The organism is Haloarcula pelagica, assembly GCF_030127105.1.
Taxonomy (GTDB): domain Archaea; phylum Halobacteriota; class Halobacteria; order Halobacteriales; family Haloarculaceae; genus Haloarcula; species Haloarcula pelagica.
Genome location: NZ_CP126161.1, coordinates 2,790,360 through 2,807,225, shown reverse-complemented (window position 1 = coordinate 2,807,225; position 16,866 = coordinate 2,790,360). Strand labels below are relative to the sequence as shown.

The window sequence follows — 16,866 nt, the reverse complement described above, 5'->3', positions numbered from 1 at the left end:
GGTAAGTGACCGTTCTCTATCAAATTTTGTGAATCTCGACAGCGCGAATATTGTATTAGGTTTTTGGATAGTCAGATTAAAACAGTAATATGGTCTCTCCTATCGAACCCGGTGAAATTAATTTACCCATAAAAGCTGGCGACTTTATCCGCACAAAAATACTGTCTGTGGATATTCATGAAGTCAAGGCACAAGCCCCCCCATGGGCCGCTATCAACACTCTTGAGGTAACTGAAGCAGCGGGTTCCAGTTCTATGACTCCAGGTATGGGAATCTACGCGACAGTAATTAATGTCAGTGATGGCCATGCCGAACTCCGTCAAGAGCGGGCCGCATACAAGCGTCATGACCAACCCCAGGATGAAATTGACATACAAACCGATGGGATGGTCGGAAATGGAGTGGCACGAGCACCAGCAGCGAACTCTAGCAATCTTGAAGCAGTTTATGTGTACCGGGTTGGCCCGAAATTCAGTGGTACTGTTAAAATCATGAAGACCCGTGATGAAACGGCCTACGCACTCCCCATCGCAATTAGAGAAGAAGGTATCACTACAGGGACAGAAATAAATGGTCAGACAATCGCTGATTCTAGATCAGCAAGGACCGGCTCTGGTTGCAAAATAAAGCTGGACCGCTGGGTTCCTGTATCTGTAGAAGTTCCTGTCGAAATCACTAAACTTGATTCACCATTACAAGGAGAATTGTGTGATACACAACAGATACCATCTGAGGGAGACACTGTTATCGGGCATCTGAAACAGGGTAGCACCGAAGTTAGGGTCTCAGAATTCGGTGTGTCCATCGAACTCAACGAACCCGCACCGGCAACTGGCCCTGCAGAAGTTTCCCTCTCAAATCTAGCGCCAATGAATATCCGTGGCCAGATTGCTGATGATGAAGTTTCTGCACCTAGTGTCGGGGACAAAGTCACTTTAGAAACCAGTCGGAAGCAGTCGGAGGCAACGCTCGAGGCAGGTAATCAAAGGTGTCTCATTGAACTCGAAAACGAAGCGATTCTTTCGGGACAAGCAACTGTTTCTATCGTAACTGCCTCAGGTGGCAACTTTACAGGAAGAGTAAAAAGATATGAATCACCCTCGATAGAGATTGGTGAAAGATACGAAGCTAAGGTCTCAAAACGACGGGATACGGCAAATCTGGTCCGTGATGATATCGAGGCACCTGTCGTTCTTGAAAAGGGTGTGTCAGACACAGGTATTGCATATGTTCAGATTACCGAAATTAGCGATTACTTCTATGGTGAAGTTGTTAGTTCGGTCGAAACAGCATCGCTTGATACAGACGGGCATAATGTTGACATGACTAATCTGAGTAAATTCTAATCAGAGAGATTATTTGAATTCCCGTATTAATAAGCCGAAACAACCGCTACTGAGTCTAGTAAATATGCCGGTTCTGGATAACTGTCTGAATCCAAGCTAAATAGACGGCTTCATTCAAGAGATCTGTAACATTCAAAAGTCGAAGGGCCAAATTGAGATGGTCAGACGGGCCTCTGGTGATGAGTCACTTCTATAAGCGAGAGAGCGATACACAGGTACAGGTGACTATCTAACTGTGAGGTTCTATGTTCCCGAGTGGGACGACGCTGTGGATGCGGGCTATGATTTCGAACACGACGAGTTATCGAACCTCCACCGCCAAGAGCGGAATCTGGACTATATCTGGGATATCTTCGCCAAAGAGTCGACGCCGATTGATGGGGTCTTGATCTCACGCGAGCAGGTCGAATCGACAGCCAACAAGGCAGAGCGACTCTCGAAGCATGGGGTCTACGACGACCCGATCCTTTCCGTTCCTGGGTGGCTTCCTACGATCAGCGACTGTGGCGCATGGGGGTACAAATCGTACCCGTTCCCTCCGTATGGCAACGAGGATATGTTGGAGTTCTACGAGACGCTGGACGTCTCGGTCGGAGTGACGATCGACCACCTTGTCTTGGGCTCAGGAAAGGAGAGGGGGCGACTCTACCTTGATGAACGGGCGCTTGGCGGCGATTTTAATAAATCAGATATCCCTTCGAAGATCACAGATGCAGTCGATCTGATGATCGACGAGTGGCCCGAAGAATGGCCCGAGTATGTCGAAAAGCACGACTCGTCGATCTGCATCGATCGCAGCGATGGTGTCCGGCCGCTCACCCAGTCTGATTTTGAGGGTGATGTCGACAAGGTGCTGAATCGTCTTGATGACGATCCGAGAGCGGTTTATCGAGAGGACGACAAGCGATTCAGATACGAGCTGACGCTCCAGAACGCCCGCGAAATGTGGAAGCAGTATCAGAGGGGAGACTATCCGTTCCGGTTGATGGTTGCGGTCCAGGGATGGACAGCCGAATCGTATGTCCGGGCGGTCGAAGAGGTACTCGATATCGGCTACGATTACATAGGAATTGGTGGCGTAGCAGGGAGTCCGGTTCACGACGTTAGAAAGATCGTCAAGGAAGTCGGTAAATCGGTTAAAGACTACGAGCGGACCAATCGGACCCGGGTCGACACACACGTCTTCGGATTCGCCAAGTCAGATGCGTTCGAGACGATTGGACGGTCCGGTATGTCCAGTTTCGACAGCGCAAGCATGCTACGGTCTGCGTGGACTGGTGGACAGAACTACCGGCTAGACAGCGACGATCGATATGATGCTATTCGTGTCCAGTATCCCAAGCACGGTGCCGAGATAGCGGATGCTGTCGAAACTGCTCTTCGAGGTCAAGAAACCCTCATCGCGCTCCGAGCTTACGCAGACAACGAATCGATTGCGGAGGCTCTCCGAGAGTGGGAAGAGAAGGCCAGCAAGACGCTCACAGAGACAAAGCGGTACCTCCGGAATCACCGTCATGACGAGAAATTCAATGCTTCACGACTCCGGGACATCGAATCCGTATTGCGTGATGATTTCGAATACGCTCGGAAGCTACAAGCATACTTCAGTGACGACCTCCGGACCCAGATCGTCAAATTCCTGCGCTCTGACAGCGAAACCGATCCGCTTCCGTTCGAGAAGTATCAGAATATACTGCAGACGGCTTCGGAATCGTTCGAGCGTTTCCCTCGGATGGCGTCCATCCTTGAACGTGAAGAAGCAAAGACATCAGGAATGAGTGCATTCCAGCGTCTCTGGTTCGTCGTTCAGGATTACGCTATCTGGATCGGAAACGAGGATTTGCTCGAGGCATACCAGCAGACGCTTGCAGACCGCCCGTGGGAACATTGTGATTGTCCGATCTGTATTGACCTCGGTGTCGAGGTATGCATTTTCCGTGGAAACGACCGCAACCGCCGACGTGGGTTCCACAATACGGATCGCTTCTACGAGGAGTTCTCGGAGTCCCTACCAAAAATCCTGATCCTCACGAAAGGATCGGCTTCCTTCAGCAATTATCGCACTGTCGAAGACTACCTCAGAGAGGAACGGAGCGGGTTCTGGGAACAGACACACGACCTCCCTGTCGCGGAAGTCGGGGCATTCGATGCGAACGGCGTTCATGAGTGGTGGGACGAGACTCCACGAACGGTTTCGTTTGCCCCAACAGGCACAGAGAATCGGTTCACTGAAGCGCTCAGTCGGTACGATCAGGTCTACGTCTATGGTATCGATCAGAACACGGAATCGATACTAAACCGGGCTGCCGATGGATCTGACTGTAAAGTATCCGTCTTTGAGCAACCGGATCGCCTTCGGGAAACAGTCCTCTCTGACCTTGGCGAAGAGTATTCAGCAGGTGAAGACTTTGCACCACATAAACCGGCCTTCGATACTGGTTCGGATCTCGACATCTTAGTTATCGATCAATGCTCGGGTTCGAAGTACGTTCCAGACGGAGAACGCATCTTTGACGTTGACGAGATAGATGGGTCGTCGAAGGAAGAACTACTCAATCACGATGATTCCCTCGGTATCAAAGCCAAGGACCTGTACACTGGCCGCCAGCAGGAGTCGATCAGCAATGCTGTGAGGAGGCTCAGGGACGACGGCCACAACGTGGAGCGGTTCTTTATCAGTGCTGGGTTCGGCTTGGTGGGTGAAGAGGAAGAGTTGCCACCGTATGAAGTCACGTTCAGCGGTATGAACGTCAGTCAAATCAGAGAACGGTCGGAGCGACTGGGAATCAAGAAGGATCTGTGGAGAGTACTAAATCAAACTGACTACGATATCGTCTTCTTTACACTGGGCAAAGATTACTACACCAGTATCGACATCGACGAGACCGTCCAAACGGTACGCTCGGATCGCATTGGTGTCGTTTTCAACCGAGATCTGGTTGATCAACAGTACGAGAATATCGTCTCCGTCCCTGCGCGAACAGAAGATGCCAAGCGCCACGAGACGATCGTGATCGGTCTCAAAGGGCTCTATTTAGAGAACTTCGCCAAGAACTTGCCCGATACCAGTGAGGTGGACCCAGAAACTGTGAGCCTCCTCTGTCGATATATCGAAGAAGAACCAAGCCAAGCCGCTATCGAAAAGTTCTGAGAGGACTCAGGCATCTTGGGCCAATACCGATTCGATTCTCTCTAGGGCCTCCAGCAGGTCAGTACCTTTCTGAGTGATTTTGTACTGAACATCCCGGGAACTTCGCTCGTGACGCTCGACTAGACTATATTCACCCAACAGCGCAAGCGACTGGCTGATTGTATCGCTCGATGATTCGATGCTAGTCTCGATCTCTGAATAGTTCAATCTGCCCTGGTCAGACAAGAGCTGTAGGACTTCGATGGTGCGCTTTCGACCGAATAGTCTGCGCACATCGTCTGACGCCATCTACCAAGCATTTACTGACAGAATCTAAAGTCGCTATGGTTTACCGAAGATTGCTTTGCTCGAGCAAAGCTTTATACCCCAGCCCAGCTTACCACAGCGCGTCGCATATGTTGTACAGACAACGTACACTCGATACACCACACGGGGAGTTACGGACTCCAGTGCTCTTTCCGGTAAGCAATATCGGGAAACGGTCGAGCGATAACACGCCAGAATACACTGACAGTATACCAGATCTGTCGACAGCGATGGTCAACGCGCGTGCAATCCGAAACAGGGACCCACAGTGGAACCGCCTCGTCGAAGGGAGTTCACTTCGTGACGAGATGGGGGTCACCTCGGATACAATCGTCTTCGCGGATAGCGGGGGGTTCGATTTTCAGACGAGCGAGGTCGACACCACCCCAGAAAAGACCCTGGAGACACAGCGCCGGATGGATGCTGATATATTTGGGACCGTTGACGTTCCCCTCTCCCGGGATAACCGACAAGCGAAAAATCAGCGCCGAATCAGTCGGAGTATCGATCTTGCACTTGAAGCGAGTGATCGACACGACGGCGAGGAGATCTTATTGGGGAGTGTCCACGGGTATGACCCGGAGACTGTCCGAAATACAATTCGATATCTGGAACGCGAGGGTTCCTTCGATGGATATGCAGTGGGGAGTTTGGTCCCAATCAGAACTGACTACGAAAAGGTAACAAAAATTATACTATCGGCACGTCGTGCCACAGAGAAGCACCTCCATGTCTATGGATTAGGTGGGGTTACGTACCAACCACTACTTCTGTATATGGGAGTTGATAGTTTCGATTCGTCAGCCTTCATCCGTAGTGCGGGGAACAGGAACTACCTCATTCCTGGGTTCGGGGGAGAACCGATGAAAAACGTCGAGAATCTCTCACTGCTTCCTTGTGCTTGTCCTGTTTGCAGTACCCGTGATTTCGAGGAAGTCCGAGGCGATCGTGACCTCCTTGTTCAACACAACCTCTGGGCGCTTGCTCTTGAGTTGCGAAGATTCAGGTACATGGTCGCTGCCGGTGAGGACCTAGAATCGTACCTCGATCTTCGTTTCCAGGGTAACGAAGTCACGAAACGAGCGTTCCGAATGGCAAAGCAGCAGGTCCGGAGGCTCACATGAGCGACGAACGTCCGACAGTTCGGCCAGTTACGATGGCACGGTTGGTCGAGACGGCATTCCTCTGTCAGGAACCGATGTCGACCGAAGATATCGAAGAGGAACTCGACGTTAGTCATCGAAGAGCCCGTGAAACGCTACTTGAGGCACTACGCATCGATCTCATCGAAGAAGATAGCAAACACGAAGAAGACAACCAGCAATACAGAACGACACCAGTTGGAGAATCGTTCGTAAGTAGTGTGCGCGCAGAGGATTGGTCGCAAGTCAGTTCCATCCTTGCGACCAGAAGTCCACACTACCGTAGCTTTCTGGAGGTCGTCACAGACGAAGGTCCTGCGCAGTTAGATACTGTCCTTGATCAATTAGAAGAGCAAGCGGAATTCACGCCGTATGCATACAATCAGACTGGAATCGAAGTAGTCGGTGACTGGGGCGAACGACTCGGGACAGTTCAGCGGAACGCGTTTACCGGCGAGTACTATCAACCACGAAGTGAGGAACCGCCAGCAAACTTCCACTATGCCCTGCTGGAGATATATGACGACCTCGAGGAAACTGCTGGTGTCGGTCTCAGGCAGCGGTACCTCTCTATCCCGGAGGTGCGAGAATCACTTTGTGCATCTCTTGAACTGACGCGTGAGTCGTTCGATGCGGCGCTCTCACACTTAGCGGCGGAGAACGTGGGGAAACTCGAGTTGTCTGGTGCGCCGATGGATACCGGAGCCAAGGATGCAAGCTACGGGATTAAAGAGATCGAGTTAGCCGCTGACGACAGTTTGGTTTCGACTTCACAGTCGACCGACAGGGTGATGCGAGGAATCGAACAGTACGGCAAACGATACTATTACCTCACGGTCCACGACCGGAATCTGAACTACACTCAACCATGAGCGATAATTTCACCATCACGGACGAACAGCGCGATTACTCGGAGTTCGGACTCACGGAGAACCCCTTCCCGTATAGTCCTGTACCAGATGATGAGCCAGCAGTCTACTGCGGGCAGGAGCAAGTAACCGAACGCATCAGTAACACCGTTTCGTCAGTTCTCGGCACTGGCAAATCGAAACATCTTGTCGTCACCGGTAAGTACGGCAACGGCAAGTCACACACACTCAAATACACGAGATCACTCGTCAGAGACCGCGACGATGTTCTCGTAGGATATGTTGCGCAACCGGGGGATGGTTTCCTCGATATCTATCACGAATTCGTTTACGACATTGGATTCGACCGGATGCAGGCATTGAGCTACGAGTTCCTCGCTTCAGTAGCACGAGAACAGACGGACGCAAATCCAACCAGCGCCAGTTCGATGGAACGACTCATCGATGATGGTGAAGTATTGTTATCGGATATCGTCCCAGAAACGATACAGCGACTGAGCGATGTGACTAAGTTCGCCGATTTTGCCCGAGCAATAGTCCACCTCGTCTACGAAGATACGAACCTCTATGCTTGGCAATGGTTGACCGCTGAGGGCCTCAGGTACGAACAACGAAAAGAGATGGAGATCCATAGTGCAATCGACGATGATACCAGTGCGGTTCGGGCGTTTACGGCGCTGAAGAACATGCTGCTCGAACTCGACTATACTGGGATATTTACCTTCATTGATGAATTCGAGCGAATTGCCCAACTGACGCCGAAAGATGAGCAGGCAACGCTGAACAGTATCAGGCATTTGATGGACCAGAATAGCCGTGGCTTGTGTATCCTCTTTGGCTGCGCACCAGAAGTCTGGCAAGATGTGATGAGTGAATATCATGCATTCTCAGAGAGAATTGGACAGGAGGTCGCACTTCGACCGCTCACTGAAGAGAAGGTATACAACCTCGTTGAGGACTATCTCGATACGGCTAGAACCAACGGGGAAGCAGGAATTGAACCATTCACAGAACAGGGTCTCAACGTTGTTCTTCAGCGTTCACAGGGGAATATTCGTCAGGTACTGAGTATCTGCAGTCGGGTCCTCGATACTGCCACAAATTCAGAGACGATTACCAATACTATTGGGCGTGACACTGTTGTCGAGACAATCGAATCAATGTGAGATGTAGTGATTTAGCCAACCAGAGATAGTACAGTAGATAATGGTACATTTGCGATTCTCAATCAGTGATATTTTCTCGGAGCCGTGCTGAATAGAGGGCGCACATTCAGCAAAATCTAAGCGTGAGCTACGAGCTATTATTGAAACAAATCAATCATTTCGCTCTCGTCTTTGCTTGTCTTTACACCAATCAAAGAGTCTCTGACGTAGGTCGTCATCTGTCTCACCGAATATGCTCCCGAGGCGATACCCAAGATTGTCCCACGTCAGTTCCTCTGGTGGTGGCCCCTCGGAATACTTCGACGATTCTCCGTCATCGAGATCCTTGACAGCAGCCGTCCAACCTCGCTTGAAAGCACCTTGCCGGTCGCTATCCGGGTCTTGCCGTACGTCTCCCATCGGAATCGTTGGATCATCAGCCATATCGACAATTTGATCACTCGGATTCAAAAATCTACGTGGGCCCAAACTCGGTAGATAGATGCTCTATATCTTGCACTACTTACTGTAGCTATCCTTATTCCAACACTTTCTACCTCAAGTTGCACCGCAGTAAATTTACTGTGAATATTTCAATGATACGCTGACATGGCTCTGTTGAAATCCTATTCTTCAGACATTTTCTCGTCTGAAACAGCCGGTCGCTGAAGAGTGCATATGTATCATCAGTTGACGATCAGCGCGAGAGAAATCTCATCCTATTCATCTACTGATTTCGTACTGGAGGTAGCCACGTCGGTTGTACAGCTATCTGTGGCTTGTGCTGGCCCGAAAAATGACACCGATCGGTTGTTGATCTCAACAATCAGGCTTTGGCAACCACCATCTGGAACAAGTTCTATCGACTCCGGATTACTCTGTCCTGAGAGGGCTACGACGACGCTGTATTGACCAGGATCTGTCGGCCATCCCTCAGTTATAGTCGTCGTAGACGATTTTGACATTGGGATATCGTAAGAAGCCATGAACACAGGGTCGCTCTCTCGATGGACTGAAAGAACAACAGTGTGTACCGACTCGTCTTTATTTACAAACTGGAGATCTCCAAGTTGGGCTGTTGATTCTTGCTGTTCAGAACAGCCAGCAAGACTCATCCCAATTAAGATACCAGCAGAACGGAGAGCTTGGCGGCGTGTGTGGGACATAATGTTTGATGTGGAGACTATCGTGATAAGTGGTTCCTCTGTACTGAACACGAGAGCTCAGAATGTATCAGCTGTTGAGGATTTCAACAGAGCCGCTGACATCGGACTATTGAGACGGTTTGGCAGCTATATCGAGCATTTTTCCGCTGGTTCGAATCCGTTCCTCTAATTGGGCATACAAGTCAGCACAACTTTCTTCCGGCTCGCGGTAATCAGCAAGTTTCCCGAGTGTGTTCCAGTCTCCGATGATGACAACTCGTTTGCGCCCACGGGTGAGTGCAACATTAAGCCGGCGCGGTCCTTCATTTGGCATCGTCAAAAACCCGCTTGAATTCTCGTCATTACTTCTCACTAGTGAGACAATGATGGCCTCCCGTTCACTTCCCTGGAAACCGTCAATAGTTTGGATGGTTACTTTTTCCGGGTGACCGATACCGAGTTGACGCACCTGTTGTTTTATTTCGTCCACCTGCCCGCTATATGCTGCTATAACACCGATATCTCCAGGAGCAAGGCCACTATTCGTGAGTAACTTTACTTGCTTTGCAGCGGCTTCAGCCTCTTCGGAGTTGTAGTACGAATGGCTCCCTGTTCTTTTTTGTTCAGACCCATTGATATGGATACCCATAAGCGGGGAAAGGTCAGCGACAGTCCAGTCACTGTTCCGGTCAGCAGTCTTCACTTTTCCATCGTAGAACGCGTTGTTCGGATAGGCTGCGATCGATTCGTTCATCCGGTACTGCGTCCGGAGCATGACTGATAGATCCTCGTGGAACCGATCTATCAATACTTCAAATAATGAAAGACGTTGCTCATCTCCAAGAGCGTCCTCAGAGGCTGCAAATGGAGGCAGTTGTTTATGATCTCCCGCCAAAACAAGCTTTTCAGAGACGTTAAAAGCGATAGCAGTCGAGGCGCAGCTAGCTTGCGTTGCTTCATCAACGATTCCCACATCAAAACTGTCAGTCGAGAAGCGCGCAGCCCCACTTGTTGTCGCCGCAACAATATCTGCATTAGCTGATGGCACGCCCTGATAGTATCGGTTAACAACTCGGTCCTCAGAATTCGTTCCGGAACGAGAAATGGTGATGTCTGTTTCGTCGTCTTGTGCTATAGCGTGCAGCGTCCCTTCTTCTGGCTCATCAACAGTACTATCACCAACAAGCAAATTATCAACAGCCTGATTTGAGTGTGCAGTGACAAGGACGCGCTGTTCACGGGCGACAGCATCACGGATATAGGCAGTAAGCGTCCGCGTTTTCCCGGTACCGGGCGGGCCATGGATGCAGAAGCAATCCTCAGCAGCCTCTGCCCACACAAGCGCCTTCTGCTGCGAAATATTAAGTTCAAGACCTGAATCTGGAATTGCATGCTGTCCCGACGAGAACACTGCATTCTGATTGCCAGTGAGAAGTTGTCGTTTGTTGCGGCTACGTTTCACGTTGTGGATCGCGTCGCGGCGTCGATTGTACGGGAGTGGATTAACTAAATCATGTACCCAAACCGTTGCTTCGTCATCCGTTAGTACGTTACTCTTTGGTGAATTCTTAGCGATTGACTTGTTCAGCGGCCGAAGCCAAAGGTCTGTATCCCCAACATAGACGGCTTCCATTTCAATAGGAGAGATACTCTCATGCCCACGGACTCCCACTAGATACTCATTGTCAGGGAAAATCTCAGCATCATCACGGAGATTAGGATCCGTATCATCATCGGACTCTTCAGAAGTGAGTTGAAATTTGAAGGCCCGACCCCCTTCGTATGGTGCTGTCCCAAGTGGGATGAGTGGGCCCGCCATCACCCCTCGGTGAATGGCTTTATTCAGCCCAAGAGCCTCATACTGTTCTCTATTAGCCTGCTTATCAGCAATCCGCTCCTGTTGGACCAGTTCCAGCATCTCATCAAAAAACTCAGACGACTCAGACTTGCTGAGATTGGTAACTGGACTGACTGATTCGGGTGGCACATGCTCCTCACTGAGTGTTTCAAAATCTTGCTCATCAGGTGGTAGCCACCATTTGAGGCGCTGACCAAGCTCCGTAGTCGACACTTCACCTGGCGGAAGCCAAGCAATGCTGTGATTCCCTGAATCGTAGATTTTCACCTTCTGTGACTCAGGCTTGTAATAAACATACTCTTGAGTGGGTTTCGGAGCATCTGGCTCAAACAGCGGAATTACGTACTGGTCTGATGTAGTATCTATACTATGAATAGTTTCAACGGCATTTTCATATGCCTTAGCAACTGAAACTGGAGAATATCGTTCCTGCGTCAGATCCGTTTTTAATAACCGAGCGTTATCCTGCGACCAGTCTTGGAAAGGATTATGACTCATTCTTTCAATCCTGCGAGTAAGCGACAATCGGTTTATTCAAAAAGCGTCCAAAGACAGTCCAATACCGGGCGAAGGATGTTCTCCTTAACAAAATCTCACTCACTCAGTAAGCCTCCAACCCATATCCTTCGCAGACACATCATGCTCTTCAAGGAACCTGCGTTGGCGCTCAACAGGCCATGACTCACCATACTTTTTTGCGTACTTCATACGCTTACTTTGTTTCGTTGACTCCTCAGTGTTAGTTTCTCCTGTTGAAGTGTCCTTATTCGTCTGTTTCTGGCTATCGGTGTGTTCGTGCTGTTGATTAGACTGCGTGTTATTTTCGCCTGGTACCTCGACGTCCTCTGGATCAAACGATGGCCCCCCTTGTCGGTCATGGATTGTCCCCTTACTGTCACCAACTGTTCCGGGCATTGAATCGCCAACATCGTGTGCTGTATCTTTCCGACGTTTATTACTCATACACGAAAGTTGTTCTTTATGGCACATAAATTTTTGCCTATTTATAATCATATACGTATTCGGGAAGGTCAAACTACGCCAGTCCGATATGGAAAATACCGAATGAAATTAGGTTTAGAATAAAGATATTTATTGGCGCATTATCAATCGGGATCATGGACAATTCTGAGGATGTAGGACGGATGCCGGACGATTGGGAAACAATCCCTGACGAGGAACAAACACCTCATCCAGAAGATAAGTATCCTATCGAATCGGAGTTCACTGACGGAAGCGAACGGGTGAGAGCCGATAGCGGTGAGTATATGTCTGTCTCAATGGCTATCGTGGAATCTTTTTCCACTTATAATGACCTGACTGCGAAAAAGATTGCTAAGAAATTTAATATTTCCCAAAATGTTGCAAGAGAGCATCTCAGCCACGTTCGTGAGGTCTACGGACCTGGAGACTCCGATTCAGCAGAGACAATTCAAGAACACTCCGAAAAGGAGCAAATCAAAAATCGAGCGGATCAGGATCTAGACGGCGACAGGAGTTATTGAGGATACGATAGAGTACTCCTCGGGCTCGACCACAGCAGAAACAGACAGCGACTCAGGAGACCGAAGACGTACAGACCTATTTGCGAGATACATCCTCTGTATGTTGCACTCCGTGCGTATCAAATTATGAGGGTTTCAGCGGAGGCCAGATAATATATTTCAACGTCTCAAGTACTATGCCTCAACTGTCCAAACTAACGAATTACCTACTTTTCGACTGCTAACACGGTTGTCTGCCTCAAGAGACTGGAGCCGAGTATACGCTGTACGTCGGGTACAGCCAACTTCTTCGGCTATTTCTGAAGTACCAGCCATTCCGTCGTGGCGACGGATCGCATCTAAAAACTCGGAATCCGGGTAACTGGTTGTATACTTTCCAGATTCTTCCTCACGGTCCTTCCCCGGCACAACCTGGATTTTGTGGACCTTACCTATGTAGATGGCGGGACGTGGTCATCCATCTCCTATTTAGGTGATGGAAAAGCTTTTACCATTACACAGTGTAGGAGATGGTGAGGAGACCCAGTCTCACGAGGCAAACAGTCAATCAGAAATGCCCGGGTGCTTTGGACACCCAGACTGGGTTTCCCACGAGCCGTGAGATACCCATGGAAAACTCAACGTCGTCAAAACAAGAGGCTGACGGTGCACAGTTGGTTGAAGAATTATCAAGATTAATATATTTTGAGGTCAGTGAAAGGGTCGCAGGTTGCGAAGCCTACCGACAAGAACTCCGGGAAATCGACCCGATGACCGCGTTTACCTCCCGTTCAGCCGACAACCCCACCTACCGGACCAGGAATGTGAAATTCACTGGTTGTCTGCACGTACCAGCCAAAACCCCACCGTATGCACCCGGCACCAGCAAGGGAGGTGCGCACTGACGATGCACGACGAGAACACCCAGACCTTCGACACCGCCCATCTGGATATGGAACTCAACCTTCCACACACCGTCGACGAGATGGCACTCCCGGACATCTACGTCGGGCTGGAGATCGACCTGCTGGCACCGGGCGACGGTATCGTGACGGATCGCCCCCACGCCTCGGCTGACCGCTACGAAGCGGATGACCCACAGAACCAGATCACTGGCCAGATCTCGCCGTTCACGCTCTCGGGCTGGCTGCGCCATGGCTGTGAACGGATCGTCCAGACGGCGGGCGCAACAGCCTGCCACCCCGGCGAACCGAACGCCGACTACATGCTCGAAGACGTCTACGACCGCGATCTCGACAGCGGCTATCACGAGAAAGGCAGCTGTGTCGATGCCGACACCGACGTGGATACGGGCTGTGTGATCTACGACCTGTTCGGCGGGTTCGGCGACCGCGCTGGCCGGGTGGTCCGCCGGCCGATCCGCTTTTCGCCCATCCGCCGCCAGGTCGATGTCACGAAGGGCCAAGCGGAAGCCCACTACCGGCAACTGAACACACAGGTCCGCTCGCGCAACGCCGACGACGAGGGGCAACCTCTCAGACAGGCCACCCGGGACGTCGTTGGCAATCTCGTGGGGACGTGGCGTCTCACGCTCCGCGATCTGAAACCCGAGTACGTGGGCCTACTCGTTGAGGCGGTCGACTACCTGAATACCCACAGTGACGAGTACGCGATGCAACTGGGCGGCGCCCGAAACTTCGGGGCAGGCATCGTCGATACCGAAGTGGTGAACCCACTGTATACCGCCGAAGAACTCCGCCGGGTGTACAATCGCGCCCAGGCCCCCACACAGGCGATGGAGGCCAAAGACGAGGTGTGGGCCACGGAGTGCCGTGACGAGTTCGTGCGCGCCCTGCAGGCCCGCACGGCCGCCCGTGACGGTGACCTACCGGTGCCCGGTGGTGATGCGGCGTGAGCGAGATGCCGTTCGACTCGCTGGCGGAGACGGCGGACTCCGCTGTCGAGCCACTGGTCGCAGCGTTCCGCCATGACGTCCACAAGTTGCGCAGCCGTGGACACAAGGCGGCGGCCGAGACGTATGCGGGCGTCCGGGTGAACGAGACAGTGCCCCACGGAGCCGACCAAGATGCGGCACTGCTCTCTCGACCGTCGGGCGCCCCCGGACAGACGGTGGCAGCCCACCAGTCACCCTACCGCCTCTCACTCGTCACGGGTACCCCGGCACGAGAGGCCCGACAACTCCCGGCGACAGACGGCGAGTTCGAGGCACTCGTCACGCCGGAGGACCCAGCCACACTCCATGCGGCGTGGCTGACGAGTCCTGTCGCTGCTGGGTTCAACGAATCGGTGTACTATCCCTACACATCGCTGCGAGCACACGTCCTGCTCGTGGCGGCGCTGCTGGACAACTACCAGTCTGGTCACGCGTTCGATGACTTCTCGCTAGTGGCGACGGAACCAGGGGCCACCGAGCAGCAGAACCTGACGACCGAGGCAGCACTCGCCAGCGACGTCGTCAAGCCATGCCGGACGGTGCTCTGGTCGCCCGTGCTCGCGTTGCATCTCACGGGCGATCCAGGCGACCGGCCGGCAGCGACGCTTGGGGATGTGCCGGCCCAGTCGTTCGCTGACGTGTGGTCGCGGCTGTCAGCCCATCCGATCGACCAGGACAGCACACGCCGATGGCGCCGGTTGGATGCACAACTACGCCGCATCCGGTCGTGGTCGACGGCACTGGCCTATCTCAATGATTACGTCGCCGTCTATGGCGGTGATCGACAGTGAGACACCAACACTCGAGTGGAAACGGAGGGGGTGTGCTGGCGTGACCCACATCCAGCAGGCTCTCTTCGAACTGGAGACGGACTACGCCGGCCACCCGTATTTCGTGACGGGGCATGCGTTGTGTAACGCTCTCGGCCGGCGAGTAGATGGTCGGACTCGCCAGGCCCTACAGGCGAGTCACGGCGTGTTCGTCCCGGGCGAATACGGCGAGTATCCACCGGAACACTCGGCGACGGGCCGCGCCGGAACGCTCGGGTCGTCGCTCCCACGGGTTGAGACATACGCTGATCTGTTCCTGTACCGTGATGTGGCCCAGCGCTGGTTGCTGGAGTCGCCCCCACGGGACGCCCACAACGTGCATGATATCCAGCGCTACGGTGACCGACTGGCGTTCGCGTCCACCTGTCGGTCCGGGCGCCCACCGGAGATGCAAAAGTCCCAGCGAACCGCGCGGTGGTTTTTGCACTGCTATCTGCACGCCGAATCCGACGCGGGGGTCCTCCCGGTCGACGAGACTACCCTTGAGACCCTGCGCGTCGGCGGGGCGCGAAACTACGGCTTCGGCGAACTCTCGCTCGTCGATTCACAATTGGTCGACCTGGACCAGGTGTCCTACAGTCGGCTCAGAGACACGGAACTGCAGTTGGAACTGCTCACTCCGTACGTACTGGCGAGTGACTATCCTGGTGCTGACGACCAGGACGTGCCGTGGTGGTGGGACCCCGAGAGGCCGTTGCGGCGCCGGGAGACGCGACTGCAGGACGGCGGAGACGCCTACGCTCTCGAGACGGTCGACCACGGACAGGTGGTCAGTTTCGCCGGGGCGGACCCGGTTCGGACGGCGAAAAACGGGATCAAACGGGTTGGCACGCACGCGAAATACGGATTCGGTGAGTTCCGGTTGCGGCCGACGAGTGCGGATCGAGTGCCAGCACGTAGCGATAGTGCCCGGGGAGGTGAGGCCTGATGAGTGACCCACTGGACCTCGTCGCGTTCGATATCGAGACGACGGGCTTCGACCGGACGGATGAAGTGACAGTCGTCGGCTTCTGTTTCCCCGTCGGTATGCGGGTGTTCTGCCAGACGGGCGTCCGCGACTGGGGAGACGTCGAAGAGACAGTCCAGGCAAAGACCGACGAGCACGTCGACCTGACAATGCACACCTCGGAGGCGAAGTTATTCCGCGCGTTCTCGTCGTACGTCAGAGACCGGCTTCAGGGTGCTAACGTGTTGCTCACGGCCTACAACGGGGAGACGTGGAACGGCGGGTTCGATCTGCCCTTCCTCCGAACGCGGTTTGCATCGTGTGGCCTGACCTGGCCGTTCGTCGACGTGCCATACGCTGATCTATACCCGGTCATCGACGATCTGTTCAACACGCAGGTCGATGGGCAGGACCACGCCGATCTCGAGACAGCGTATGCCGTCCTCTGTGATGGTGAGGCCAACGAGCTTGACCCCTTCGAGGAGAGCGGGGAAGCTGTCGAGGCGTTCGACGACGCGGAGTTCACGTCGCTCGTCCTGCACAACGTGGCGGATATACTGCGGACGGCGGCGCTTGGCCGTATAGCCGAGCGCTACTGTGCGAAATCGGACTTCCAGGTAAAGTCGCTGTCACCGATACGGACGCCATGAGCGGTGGCTGAGAGGCAGCAACTTGCTGACTGGATCCGGGACGAACTACCCGATGGCGGCTGCGGAGTGAAGCGATACA

The 16,866-nt window shown here is 52.8% G+C and carries 14 protein-coding genes; 10 read left to right on the top strand and 4 right to left on the bottom strand.

What is annotated here, in order from left to right; translation table 11 throughout:
• The first annotated feature begins 89 nt into the window (after positions 1 to 89).
• Together P1L40_RS14925 and P1L40_RS14920 are read left to right on the top strand one after the other, a co-directional pair.
• Positions 90 to 1,346, top strand: coding sequence for a hypothetical protein (locus P1L40_RS14925; protein ID WP_284008153.1), 1,257 nt, complete (start codon positions 90 to 92; stop codon positions 1,344 to 1,346).
• Positions 1,347 to 1,581: 235 nt separating this feature from the next.
• Entirely contained in the window at positions 1,582 to 4,497 is a 2,916-nt protein-coding gene (locus P1L40_RS14920; protein ID WP_284008152.1) for a queuine tRNA-ribosyltransferase tRNA-guanine transglycosylase, read from the top strand.
• A 6-nt stretch (positions 4,498 to 4,503) separates the two neighbouring features.
• Here P1L40_RS14920 and P1L40_RS23580 read toward each other — a convergent pair whose 3' ends face one another.
• Positions 4,504 to 4,785 (bottom strand): winged helix-turn-helix transcriptional regulator, encoded by a 282-nt coding sequence (locus P1L40_RS23580; RefSeq protein WP_379775069.1) that lies wholly within the window; start codon positions 4,783 to 4,785, stop codon positions 4,504 to 4,506.
• Positions 4,786 to 4,946: 161 nt separating this feature from the next.
• Between P1L40_RS23580 and P1L40_RS14915 the strand changes: the two genes are divergently transcribed.
• The 3 genes from P1L40_RS14915 to P1L40_RS14905 are packed head-to-tail and all read left to right on the top strand — an operon-like array spanning position 4,947 to position 7,980.
• Positions 4,947 to 5,927, top strand: a complete 981-nt coding sequence (locus P1L40_RS14915; protein ID WP_284008151.1) for a tRNA-guanine transglycosylase — start codon at positions 4,947 to 4,949, stop codon at positions 5,925 to 5,927.
• The gene (locus P1L40_RS14910; RefSeq protein WP_284008150.1) at positions 5,924 to 6,817 is read left to right on the top strand and encodes a hypothetical protein; all 894 of its coding nucleotides are present in this window, start codon (positions 5,924 to 5,926) and stop codon (positions 6,815 to 6,817) included. Before P1L40_RS14915 ends, P1L40_RS14910 begins: the two co-directional genes overlap by 4 nt.
• Complete coding sequence (locus tag P1L40_RS14905) at positions 6,814 to 7,980, top strand: BREX system ATP-binding domain-containing protein (protein ID WP_284008149.1); 1,167 nt, start codon at positions 6,814 to 6,816, stop codon at positions 7,978 to 7,980. The genes P1L40_RS14910 and P1L40_RS14905 overlap by 4 nt, the downstream gene beginning before the upstream one ends.
• A gap of 150 nt (positions 7,981 to 8,130) precedes the next feature.
• Here P1L40_RS14905 and P1L40_RS14900 read toward each other — a convergent pair whose 3' ends face one another.
• From P1L40_RS14900 to P1L40_RS14890, 3 genes are all read right to left on the bottom strand, one after another.
• Complete coding sequence (locus P1L40_RS14900; RefSeq protein ID WP_284008148.1) at positions 8,131 to 8,403, bottom strand: hypothetical protein; 273 nt, start codon at positions 8,401 to 8,403, stop codon at positions 8,131 to 8,133.
• Positions 8,404 to 9,231: 828 nt separating this feature from the next.
• Positions 9,232 to 11,460, bottom strand: a complete 2,229-nt coding sequence (locus P1L40_RS14895; protein ID WP_284008147.1) for an AAA domain-containing protein — start codon at positions 11,458 to 11,460, stop codon at positions 9,232 to 9,234.
• Positions 11,461 to 11,559: 99 nt separating this feature from the next.
• A complete protein-coding gene (locus P1L40_RS14890) occupies positions 11,560 to 11,925 on the bottom strand; it encodes a hypothetical protein (protein WP_284008145.1) in 366 nt (121 codons plus the stop codon).
• A gap of 155 nt (positions 11,926 to 12,080) precedes the next feature.
• Here P1L40_RS14890 and P1L40_RS14885 point away from each other — a divergent pair, with 155 nt between their 5' ends.
• From P1L40_RS14885 to P1L40_RS14860, 5 genes are all read left to right on the top strand, one after another.
• The gene (locus P1L40_RS14885) at positions 12,081 to 12,467 is read left to right on the top strand and encodes a hypothetical protein (RefSeq protein WP_284008143.1); all 387 of its coding nucleotides are present in this window, start codon (positions 12,081 to 12,083) and stop codon (positions 12,465 to 12,467) included.
• 886 nt (positions 12,468 to 13,353) lie between these two features.
• Positions 13,354 to 14,322: a hypothetical protein gene (locus P1L40_RS14875; protein WP_284008141.1), complete on the top strand. Its 969-nt coding sequence runs from the start codon at positions 13,354 to 13,356 to the stop codon at positions 14,320 to 14,322.
• Between the two features lie 5 nt (positions 14,323 to 14,327).
• Complete coding sequence (locus P1L40_RS14870; protein ID WP_284011076.1) at positions 14,328 to 15,152, top strand: DUF8168 family protein; 825 nt, start codon at positions 14,328 to 14,330, stop codon at positions 15,150 to 15,152.
• Between the two features lie 40 nt (positions 15,153 to 15,192).
• A complete protein-coding gene (locus P1L40_RS14865) occupies positions 15,193 to 16,119 on the top strand; it encodes a hypothetical protein (protein ID WP_284008139.1) in 927 nt (308 codons plus the stop codon).
• On the top strand, positions 16,119 to 16,787 hold the full coding sequence (locus tag P1L40_RS14860; protein ID WP_284008137.1) for a hypothetical protein: 669 nt from the start codon (positions 16,119 to 16,121) through the stop codon (positions 16,785 to 16,787). Before P1L40_RS14865 ends, P1L40_RS14860 begins: the two co-directional genes overlap by 1 nt.
• The last annotated feature ends 79 nt before the right edge of the window (positions 16,788 to 16,866 follow it).

Excerpts from the sequence above, each read along its gene's own strand:
- P1L40_RS14910 (WP_284008150.1), top strand. The coding sequence starts at position 5,924 with ATGAGCGACGAACGTCCGACAGTTCGGCCAGTTACGATGGCACGGTTG.
- P1L40_RS14905 (WP_284008149.1), top strand. The coding sequence starts at position 6,814 with ATGAGCGATAATTTCACCATCACGGACGAACAGCGCGATTACTCGGAG.
- P1L40_RS14900 (WP_284008148.1), bottom strand. The coding sequence starts at position 8,403 with ATGGCTGATGATCCAACGATTCCGATGGGAGACGTACGGCAAGACCCG.
- P1L40_RS14885 (WP_284008143.1), top strand. The coding sequence starts at position 12,081 with ATGGACAATTCTGAGGATGTAGGACGGATGCCGGACGATTGGGAAACA.
- P1L40_RS14890 (WP_284008145.1), bottom strand. The coding sequence starts at position 11,925 with ATGAGTAATAAACGTCGGAAAGATACAGCACACGATGTTGGCGATTCA.
- P1L40_RS14925 (WP_284008153.1), top strand. The coding sequence starts at position 90 with ATGGTCTCTCCTATCGAACCCGGTGAAATTAATTTACCCATAAAAGCT.
- P1L40_RS14895 (WP_284008147.1), bottom strand. The coding sequence starts at position 11,460 with ATGAGTCATAATCCTTTCCAAGACTGGTCGCAGGATAACGCTCGGTTA.
- P1L40_RS14860 (WP_284008137.1), top strand. The coding sequence starts at position 16,119 with ATGAGTGACCCACTGGACCTCGTCGCGTTCGATATCGAGACGACGGGC.
- P1L40_RS14875 (WP_284008141.1), top strand. The coding sequence starts at position 13,354 with ATGCACGACGAGAACACCCAGACCTTCGACACCGCCCATCTGGATATG.
- P1L40_RS23580 (WP_379775069.1), bottom strand. The coding sequence starts at position 4,785 with ATGGCGTCAGACGATGTGCGCAGACTATTCGGTCGAAAGCGCACCATC.
- P1L40_RS14870 (WP_284011076.1), top strand. The coding sequence starts at position 14,328 with ATGCCGTTCGACTCGCTGGCGGAGACGGCGGACTCCGCTGTCGAGCCA.